Origin of the sequence: Nostoc sp. JL31 (assembly GCF_017114965.1) — a bacterium.
GTDB classification, from domain to species: domain Bacteria; phylum Cyanobacteriota; class Cyanobacteriia; order Cyanobacteriales; family Nostocaceae; genus Nostoc; species Nostoc punctiforme_A.
Genome location: NZ_JABXKO010000078.1, coordinates 65,217 through 75,056, shown reverse-complemented (window position 1 = coordinate 75,056; position 9,840 = coordinate 65,217). Strand labels below are relative to the sequence as shown.

The 9,840-nt window shown below is 39.2% G+C and carries 10 protein-coding genes and 1 CRISPR repeat array; of the genes, 4 read left to right on the top strand and 6 right to left on the bottom strand.

The features are described from left to right. Positions 1-139: 139 nt before the first annotated feature. Both HWQ43_RS18295 and HWQ43_RS18290 read left to right on the top strand, forming a co-directional pair. Entirely contained in the window at positions 140-1,102 is a 963-nt protein-coding gene (locus tag HWQ43_RS18295; RefSeq protein ID WP_292736654.1) for a helicase-related protein, read from the top strand. A 12-nt stretch (positions 1,103-1,114) separates the two neighbouring features. Next, complete coding sequence (locus tag HWQ43_RS18290; RefSeq protein ID WP_292736652.1) at positions 1,115-1,993, top strand: hypothetical protein; 879 nt, start codon at positions 1,115-1,117, stop codon at positions 1,991-1,993. Here the strand turns inward: HWQ43_RS18290 and HWQ43_RS18285 are convergent. Then, positions 1,958-3,559 (bottom strand): TnsD family transposase, encoded by a 1,602-nt coding sequence (locus HWQ43_RS18285; RefSeq protein ID WP_292736650.1) that lies wholly within the window; start codon positions 3,557-3,559, stop codon positions 1,958-1,960. The genes HWQ43_RS18290 and HWQ43_RS18285 overlap by 36 nt on opposite strands. Before the next feature lie 183 nt (positions 3,560-3,742). On the opposite strand from HWQ43_RS18285, the gene HWQ43_RS18280 reads away from it, so the two are divergent. Both HWQ43_RS18280 and HWQ43_RS18275 read left to right on the top strand, forming a co-directional pair. Continuing rightward, positions 3,743-3,982: a hypothetical protein gene (locus HWQ43_RS18280; RefSeq protein ID WP_292736648.1), complete on the top strand. Its 240-nt coding sequence runs from the start codon at positions 3,743-3,745 to the stop codon at positions 3,980-3,982. Next, positions 3,979-4,125, top strand: a complete 147-nt coding sequence (locus tag HWQ43_RS18275) for a hypothetical protein (RefSeq protein WP_292736646.1) — start codon at positions 3,979-3,981, stop codon at positions 4,123-4,125. The genes HWQ43_RS18280 and HWQ43_RS18275 overlap by 4 nt, the downstream gene beginning before the upstream one ends. Before the next feature lie 45 nt (positions 4,126-4,170). Next, positions 4,171-4,487: direct repeats of the CRISPR family, unit length 35 nt; unit sequence TGCTCAACGTCTGACGACATCTAATGTTAAAGAAC. 272 nt (positions 4,488-4,759) lie between these two features. On the opposite strand, the gene cas5 is transcribed toward HWQ43_RS18275, so the two are convergent. From cas5 to HWQ43_RS18250, 5 genes are all read right to left on the bottom strand, one after another. Continuing rightward, positions 4,760-5,386 carry a type I-MYXAN CRISPR-associated protein Cas5/Cmx5/DevS gene (gene cas5 / locus HWQ43_RS18270; RefSeq protein WP_292736644.1) on the bottom strand — a complete coding sequence of 209 codons (627 nt, stop codon included), beginning with the start codon at positions 5,384-5,386 and terminating at the stop codon, positions 4,760-4,762. Between the two features lies 1 nt (position 5,387). Then, positions 5,388-6,362: a DevR family CRISPR-associated autoregulator gene (locus HWQ43_RS18265; protein WP_292736642.1), complete on the bottom strand. Its 975-nt coding sequence runs from the start codon at positions 6,360-6,362 to the stop codon at positions 5,388-5,390. A gap of 55 nt (positions 6,363-6,417) precedes the next feature. Further along, complete coding sequence (gene cas8a1, locus HWQ43_RS18260; protein ID WP_292736640.1) at positions 6,418-7,953, bottom strand: type I-MYXAN CRISPR-associated Cas8a1/Cmx1; 1,536 nt, start codon at positions 7,951-7,953, stop codon at positions 6,418-6,420. 58 nt (positions 7,954-8,011) lie between these two features. Next, complete coding sequence (gene cas6, locus HWQ43_RS18255) at positions 8,012-8,713, bottom strand: type I-MYXAN CRISPR-associated protein Cas6/Cmx6 (RefSeq protein ID WP_292736638.1); 702 nt, start codon at positions 8,711-8,713, stop codon at positions 8,012-8,014. Between the two features lie 172 nt (positions 8,714-8,885). Then, entirely contained in the window at positions 8,886-9,833 is a 948-nt protein-coding gene (locus tag HWQ43_RS18250) for a TnsD family Tn7-like transposition protein (protein ID WP_292736662.1), read from the bottom strand. Between the last annotated feature and the right edge of the window lie 7 nt (positions 9,834-9,840).

Genomic DNA, 9,840 nt, shown 5'->3' with positions numbered 1-9,840 from the left:
AGTTTACTTTGACGCATTCATTGACCTTGCTACAATTCATATCTGGATTAACAAAATATTATTAGTGGGATAGGTTCATGGAGACAGATTTGAAGGACGCTTCCGCGATGGTGTTCACGTAGCAGATACTTCCGACTTAATGCGGCGATTGGTTAAAGAAGATTTGCTGAAGTTTGATGGAAAACCGCTATTTCCAGAACGCCAAGCTAGCACTATAGAATATGAACTATCGGATTTAGAAGCAGTACTTTATAAGCGAGTCACTGAGTACGTCCGCGAGGAATTTAATCGTGCCGATGCTTTAGAAAATGAAGGGCGCAAAGGTAATGTTGGCTTTGCTTTGACTATTTTGCAACGTCGGCTTGCTTCTTCCCCAGAAGCTATATATCAATCACTGCTACGCCGTCGGGAAAGGTTGCAAAAACGGCTGAGGCAAGAAGAAGTTTTGAGGCAGGGAAGTAATGCAACCATCATTGAATTTAAGCAGGTTCTGGATCTGGAAGACTTAGAGGATGATTTAGAGGATATTCCTGGTGAAGAACGAGAAGCAACAGAACAGGAAGTTGTTGACCTAGCTACAGCATCACGGACGATCGCAGAATTACAAACAGAAATTAAGCTTTTAGAAGAATTAGAGCAACTGGCACTGCGGGTGCGACGTAGTGGTAAAGATAAAAAATGGGAAGAACTCTCGAATCTGTTACAAAATGATGCCGAAATGTTCAACGCCCAAGGACATCGGCGCAAACTCTTGATTTTTACCGAGTACCGGGACACATTAAATTATTTGACAGATCGGATTCGGACGCTAATTGGACGTAATGAAGCTGTGGTAAATATACATGGCGCAATGGGACGCGAAGAACGCCGCAAAATGCAGGAGGCGTTTACCCAAGATATCGAAGTACAAGTCTTAATAGCTACGGATGCTGCGGGTGAAGGGATTAACTTGCAAAGGGCGCATCTCATGGTTAATTACGATTTACCTTGGAATCCTAACCGCCTAGAACAGCGTTTCGGACGAATTCACCGGATTGGGCAGACGGAGGTTTGTCATTTATGGAATTTAGTGGCAAAAGGCACTCGTGAAGGCGATGTATAATATTTAGCGCTATTGAAAAAGATAGAGGCAGAGCAGAAGGCACTGGGAGGTAAAGTATTTGATGTATTGGGGAAAGCGATCGCAGGGACGGAATTACGAGAGTTATTGATTGAAGCAATTCGCTATGGTGATCAACCAGAGGTGCGAGACAGACTCAACCAAGTCGTACATGATAAACTCGACCAACAGCGACTACGCGAACTTTTAGAAGAAAGGGCTTTGGCACGGGATTCGATGGATATCGCCAAAGTGCAGCAAATTCGAGAAGAAATGGAAAGGGCAGAAGCACGGCGGTTACAACCCCATTTTATTGCTTCTTTCTTCCTAGAAGCATTTACCCAATTAGGTGGAACATTGCGTCAACGTGAACCCCAGCGTTACGAAATCAGTCATGTCCCGGCAGTTATTCGCAATCGAGGACGGCAAATTGGTGTAGGAGAACCGTTGCTGCTACGTTACGAACGCATCTGCTTTGAAAAAGATTTAATCAGCATTTCTGGTAAACCTCTAGCTGCCTTCATCTGTTCTGGACATTCTCTACTGGATGCCACAATTGACCTGACTTTGGAACGACACCGGGATTTGTTGAAACAAGGCACCATATTAATCGATGAAAATGATTCCAGCGAAGGAACTCGCGCCTTAGTTTATTTAGAACATTCCATACAAGACGCGCGGACAAATCTAAATGGATCTAGGCGTTTAGTATCGCGGCGGATGCAATATGTAGAAATCAATCCAGAAGGCAATACTTACAATGCAGGTTACGCACCTTACCTCAATTACCGTCCGCTAACAGACGAGGAAAAGGGTTTTGTAGAAAAAGTTTTAGAAGAATCTTGGTTGCGAGAAGATTTAGAAGCAAAAGCCAATACCATATTTCGGTATTAGTGGGATAGGTTCATAGGTTCCCTTGCCTAATCCCCTCAAAGTAGTTTTTGACGCTTCTGGGTACTGCTGTTGTAAAGCTTTCCAAACTTCCCTGTATTTGATTTTGTCATCACTGGCTAAATTTAGATTAGAGTCTAAAACTTCCTGTGAGTCTACTAGCTGATTTTCTTGTGAAGATTTCCAAAAAGTTTTTAGCTTAAGTATGGCAGTATAACGTTTTACTGTTCTGGAATCGACCTTGAGTTGTCTTGCTGTCTCTCGTAGACCTAATTTTTGGATTTCTACCAGTTCTTTTAGCTTTTGATCCCAGAATTGGCCGTATGTCTTAACTCTGCCAATTCGCTGCTTATCTTGATCAGTTTTATCAGGACCAGTTCTGCAATAAACCATCCCACAGGAACAAGAAAAAGTACCTAACGGCTTTTTATTATCCAAACAGTGAGTGACAACAAGATTAGTTATCACTGGCTTGAGGTAGTGGTCTACCGCAGCATTTAGACACAGCCAAGACCCTTCACCAAAAGGTTTATACTGGTAATCCGTATTGAAAAATTCCTCGATAGAATTGGTCAGAAATCTAATTATGAGTAGATGTCTGATGGGATGAAATGACTTTCTATGCTTCCTAACAATGCTGAATAGCCAGTTTTGCTCATTTTCGTAATTCACCATTGAGTTAACAGCCTCAAGCACTTCGGCACCATAAAAGAACAAGAAATTATCTAGTAGTCTCTTCTGGTTTACTCGCCCGGTTGCCGTTGCAAAATCTTTTTCAGTTAATAAAGCTATATATTTTCTTTGAAACCACTCTAGTTCTCTAGAGAAAAGATTACTAGTTATCAACCATGAAATATCTTGAGTCAGCAGTCGCAATTTCTTTAAAGTCTCTTGACTATAAGCTTGTTGTATCGGTACAACAGGACAGTTTTCTTGGCTTGCAGCATAGTATTCATGCCTGTTAAAACCTTGCATGGGAATTGTGCTATCTTGCAAAGTCACACCATGAATTGGGCAAACTAGAACCCCTGGTGTTTGGTGTAATCTATGCCAGTAGGACTCCCCATAATTTTGCAAATCTTCTTCTAAACATTTTGGGCAGAATCGCAGATACCTCTGCATCTTCAACGAACTCGCCATAATTCCGGTTCTGGTATGAATATCTCCTCCGAAATCTGCTTTCATAGAATCCATCACCTGGCTGGCTCTTTTTGGTGGTAGGAAAACACTGTAGAAAGGATAGAGGGTATATTTATATATCAAATCTTCTACTTGATAATTCGAGATAAATTGTAGATTCTCAATCAACGAATTAAGGTTAGAAGGTAAGTCAACAGTAGCTATTACATCTTGAGAATTAAATAACTCTAAGAGAGCTATTTTTGGACTTGTGTTACCACTCCTAATGTGGTAACGAGCCAAGATACTGTATAAAATTTCATCTGGATAAGGGGCTGGGAAAAAGCCAAGCATAGATTCTTTCTTATGTTGAAACCTGAAAAGAATATTTTTGTAAATTCCAAAGTGTTTCAAGTTTGTGGCGATCGCCTTCCACACCTTTCTCTGCACAGCAAAAAAAATTATGAGGATTTTTGTCCTTTATCATCAAAAATTTAGGTATTACACAACGCCTATATTATCAATAATTCAGGTATTACACAATAACTAAATATCTTTGAGCAATTTTATAGAATCTACCTGTAGTGCTTGCTGTTGACTATGATTTAGGAGGTGTGTAATAGCTGGGTACTAATGGGAAAGAAAGGGCAGAAAGGACAAAAAGACGTACCAGAGATGTACGATGAGGTGAAGAAAAGGGTTAACCTAGCCCTTACTCCCACTGGTATTGAAGGATTAGATGCGATCGCCTCCAATTTTGATATAAGCAGGTCAGAGCTTGTAGAGAGAATTGGCAGACGACTGATTTGCCTAGATATAAATTCCTTCACTGAGGAGGAGATGGAAGCTATAAAAAAGCACTGGCTGAATTGATTGCTATTTACAGCGATCAGTTGAACGATCAGGGTTTGTTTACTGGTCTTGGTGCAGTTGAGGGCGATCGCAAGTTGCAACTACAGAAGCAGATTGAGCAATGGGAACAAATCCGCACAACAATTTCGCATGAAAAGGGTTGAGGGAGGTTTTTGAAGTATCAGCTATGGCAGCGAGCAGCAAAATCTTGCTTAACGTCTGACGACATCTAATGTTAAAGAATACTGTACCAAGGGTTCCGCTTACCCCATATCCCATTGTTCAACGTCTGACGACATCTAATGTTAAAGAACCTGATCCAACAGTCTGAGCACCATTAACTACTTTGACTGCTCAACGTCTGACGACATCTAATGTTAAAGAACTAATCGGTGGGTTCAATGGTTCCCAGCGTTGCCGCTGCTCAACGTCTGACGACATCTAATGTTAAAGAACAATTAGGACAAGACCCGGAAACAAAGGCTCCAGCCTGCTCAACGTCTGACGACATCTAATGTTAAAGAACAGCAATGGTTAAACATCTTAATCCATCAAGTCTTCTAGATAATCTTACAAGCACCTGTCATTAGAAGGCACTAAATTTGCAAAATTTAATGGGCTAGGCTAGCTTAACAACACCCAGAAGGCTTATTGTTGGAACTTTCTGAGAAATTGCAAGCATCCTTAATCATAATGAAAACGCTGAATTGCTGATTCAGTAAAGAATACCGACTTTTTATCTCTTTATGTCGGCTCAACAAGCAGATATCCTTGTCAAAATCTAAATATCCTCTTTTTTCAACTAGTTTGAATTGTAGTCCACGATAAATCCGGTGGTTGCCATACCTGGGACTCTTGAAGCTCATAACACTGCCAGCGCGTTTTCTTAGACCCAACATGGTCAACCCAGTAGGGTAGGGTTAGCGAACCATCTTCATCTGTAACTAACCACCACAGCGACTCACCATAATACTTCTCAGGTAAAAGGGTAACAGTATTGATTAGATCCCGACTTTCACCTAAACACAGCCCACCAAATCGATTGATAGAAGCTGGGTTCGCAAATGCCTGCTGCAAAAGTTCTGGTAAAGTAGGCTTTGCTTTGTCTGTTTTTACCCAAACTACAAACTCAATGTTCGTTAGCAACTCTTGGTAATCAGGTTTAGCATTCTTAGGGTCGTGGATATCTTTCGTTTTAAACCTGCGAAAAGTCCGAATTACAATAGATTTTTCTGGTTTAGACAAGAGTGCGATCGCTAATTGAGTTCCACAATGTTTATAACGATCTGTCTCACCAATCAGAGAAAGCAACATCCCGTACACCGTAGAAGGTGGTGGTACTGGATACGTTTCAGCGTATTCTCTAGCACGGGATTGACGAAAACAAGCAATAGGTACTTCAACTTTCAAAGCAATTGTCGTCACGTTAATCGCTCCCCGATGACAACTGTAAATCTTCAGCAATGACCTGTTTTAATGCTTTGACTGCCGACTTCACTCCAGGAAACACATTTGCTCCCAAATCTTCTAAGCCATGAGAAATTAAGCCTCCAATCCATAATTCTTTGGGATCAATATCTCCTACTTCTACCTGTCGCACTAAGTTTGATATTGACAAATTTCCCAGTTCGTCTTGCTCAAAGCAATATAGAAAACGAGGGGAAAAATCATGTGTCCACCGCAGTACAATACTTTCAGGGGAGAAATCATACAAAAAACGGGCATGATTTCCCGCCACTTCACCAATCGAAATCAAACCATCTAGAACAGGATGGATGCGAGATTTATCTTTGAGGCTATCGGGTGTCAATGCAAAACCATATTGATAACGAGTAGCATGGATCTCTGTGGCATAAAGAGAATTTCGTCCTTTTACTCCACTAACAGCATTGAAGGTAATGTCTCCCGTAAAGGGTATCATTGATACTGCACGGGTAACTTCTAATACACCTCGTCTAGCAGTTATTTTTCCTTTAGGCTTTTGCTTTCCCTTACGTGGAGAAGTTTGCTTATCCTTACCCTTAGAAATTTTTTTGTTCTCATCTTGAGATGCTTGCTCGGCATCGCCTCCAGACTCATCGGAAGCTTCAGCTTTTGCTGCCTCTGCCTGCATAAATCCCAAAACATCATCATCAATGAAGCGAATATCATCAAAGTTGGGGTCTTGCCAAACATGATCCGCTACTGGTTGAGCATTCTCATCCCAACGTCGATTCACCGGATAGCCAACATTTTGCCAGTAGTACCGTAATGCCCAACGAATCGCCTCAGATGAAACAAGAGTATGAACTTCACCTTTCCAATTCAATTTTTGTAAAGGAGTTATATTACCTTCATTTTCCCCACGATTATTAGCTGCGGTTCCATAGCTAGTCAAAATATTACCGAATAAATGAAACATTTAAAATTGCCTATTAAATTCATGTTTTGTGTTTTTTAAGCAAAAAAATGTGTAATTATTCACTATTAGAATCAGAGATTTCCAATATTTGTTTCTCAACCATATTGCTTTTTGGATAACTAGCAAGAGCAATAAAAGTTAAATCTCTGGCAACTTTCCAATCCATTATGCCAGAAGTTAATGGCAGTAATTCTTCCCAGTGTTTTTCTAGAATGGAAAGTTGACCTGCTCTTCCCCAAAACTCCGCAATAAATTTCCGAAAATTTTCAGCATTTGTACAACGTCCTAGTTGCGATAAAATACGTATATTTTCTCGCTCAATTTGAGCATATTGACCTTCATTTGTTCGTCCATAAATTTTAGCGTATATTTTCTTTAATGCCTCATGACAAGCTTTAATAAAGAGTTTTTGACTTTCTAGATTCCATTCAGAGTTTTGAATCATCTTATAAGCTCCATCATTAGTAATAAATTTAAATAAACTTTTATTTTTAAAGATTGTATATAAATTAGCCCACCAAGGAAAGCCCTTTACTAAGTTATCGGCAATTGTTCCCCTAAACAGATTGCTAATGATAAAATTTTTATTTTTATACTGAATAATTTGGTACTCTGGAAAAGAAATCCGACTAAGCTTATAGATAAAATTTATTATTCCAGTCGCTTCTACCACTGCTATTTCTATGCGAGTTTTTTGCTGCTTTGACCAAACTACCGTTCCAAATAATATTACTTGGCATCGTTTTACTTGATCGGGTATAGCCAATTCTATAATTGTTTCGTAAGTAAGGTATCTTAATGCAGCATCTCCTAAGCTAGATACATTGAAATCCTTGTAATCTAAGTTTCCCAAATTCCAGTATTCCTGGGCATAAATTTCTAAGTCAACCACTTCAGGTATAACTAGGGCATATTGTGTATGTTCCGGTTTGGTATGCGATCTCAAAACAAAATAGTGGCAAGCAACAAGAGCATATAAAAGAGCAAAAGCCAATTGTGGTTTCTCTTCAAACCTAGTTTCTTTTGTAAAAGCGACATGACGAACTACAGATCCCGGATATAGCCACCCTGCTACACCAATTGATTGTCCTAATAATTGACCTTGTTTATCACAGAGTTGTTTAGCAAAATGTTGATGAGCATAGGAAACTGCTTTCTTATACTCGATATCGATTTTTCTACCATCAACTATTAATGACCAGGATTTACCGCCGTCAAATTTAAAAACCTGGTTATGTTGGAGAAACGTTCCTGTTATTCCCAAGTGAATATTAATTTGGGTTTCAATATTGATTGAATGCGTATTTAAGCCTGTCAGCGAAATTAGACCTTCTTCATTAATCTGAAAAGATTGCTTTAGCAGCCAGTCTAAAACTACGAAATCCTGCCCTTGCCATTCAAGGCTGATGCTGCGAGGAGTCAGCAACCAACTTAAATTACCAGGTCGTTTCGCAGGTATTGGATATAGTTTTTCTAGTTGCTTGAGCGTCATCCACAGCCCTGCTATGCCAGCACGATGTATCCAAGTTATGTTTGGCTCGCCCAAATTTAACTGAATTTTGGGGTTGACAACACTAGCTACTACGGACATCTTGTTTATTTCTGGGAAATACTCTCAAACCTATATTGGGTAGTAGTCAAAACCAGCTTTAACTTGCGCTTTCCTTTCTCTTGACTGGTACAAAAACGCCACAGCCCATCTTACGTTTTCCCCCAATGCCATATCTCAGCAATGTTAGCGAATCTTCATTGCTGAGATTAATGATTTCTAACCCAAAACCCACAACCGTAAAGCCCTTGATTTTGATACTTCTACGTTTTGGGCTACCATCAGTATTTTTGGTAATAAAGGCTTTCCCCTGGATACCCAGTTGTTCTAACTGACGCTGTGCTGCTGCTAAAAACGACTCCGGTTCTTGATAGCTCTGGATAATTACTATACGCGATCGTAATCTCTCAGCTGGCTCAAGCAAATAAATTTCAGGAATTCCCAAGCGAATTGTATGCTTGCCAATTTTCAGGGACTTACCTGCTAACGGATAAACCAAACGCACTTGATCTACTGGTAGCCGAATCCGAAGCCTAGAATTTTTAGTTAGCTGAATTACGCCTTCCTTGGGAATACCTGCAATAGTATGAATTCCAACTGTATTTAACTTATGAAGTTCAGGTTCAAAGTGGGCGATCGCAGAAAATAACTCATAGCCGTGGTCAAGAGGTACGGTCTCACCAATCAGGTTAAAAATTAAATCTATGTATGGTAACTGAGGTATTAAAACCTCCGTTGGCTTTGTTCGATTTACAGGTGACTCTGAGAGAATCTGTGTAAGTAAGCTGCAATCAACAACCATCTTTACCACCCTATCTTTAAGCAGATATACGATAGAGGCAACTAATTATTATTTAGACTACCTTAGTGATTAATGTGAGAGTACTTTAAAACGGCAAGCGAATATAATACTTTTTAGTAAGTTATTATTGCTTTATATTAATCTTCGTAACAATCTTTTGATGTAAATCTTATTACTGAAAAAATGCTTCTATAGAATTTGCTAAAAATTTTACCATTAAGATATGAGTGATGCGGTCAACTGCTGGATTTAAGTCACATCCAAGCAAGCAATGAGAAAAATATTTACCTTGATGTTGGGTTAACTTTGGATTAAGGGCTTCTAAGGATTCTTGACCATAAAAATCAAATATAAGCTTTGAAAAAGCATACTCATCAAACTTAAACTTTCCACCAGGAAAGATTTGCAACAGTCCTTTATTAACTAAGTAACGCTGGTACTGAGTGCGAAGCCAAACCAAACCTTTAAAGGCAAAATTACTATGAATTAGCAAATTAATGTCATTTGTCAGTGTTAAGAGCGTTTTTAAAGCCTGATTTGTAAAACTTTTGACATCTGTGATTACTAAACAATTATCTAGGTTCGCAGCATAATAATGTATGCCTTTCGACTCAACTGCTACAGAACTATCACAAAGAACGACACCATGAGTTGGACAAACTAAAATTCCTGGTACTTGATGTGTTCTATGCCAGTAAGGCTCACCATATTGCTGAGTATCTTCTTCTAAACATTTAGGGCAAAATTTTAAAAATTTTTTTGACTCACCACTAGAACCAGTAGCCACCTTAGCAACCTCTAGAATAGACCCACTAAGTTTTTTACTCATTGAGTCTTTTAATAACCAAGCTTCCTGTGGCATTAAGAAAGTTCCGTAAAAAGGATATAAAGTATGATTTTGCAGTAAATTATCAACTGTCTGCTGAGAACATAAAGGTAAATTTTTAACTAAATAATTTAAATTATTAGTTAAAGTAACTTTGCATACTTGTTGAGAACTATAACCGAATACCTCTAAGTCAGTTTGTTTGAAACTGTTATTACCACTCCGAATATGGTATCGAGCTAAAGTACTATACAAAAGCTCGTCAGGATACAGAGTTGGGAAAAAACTAAGCATCAAGAAG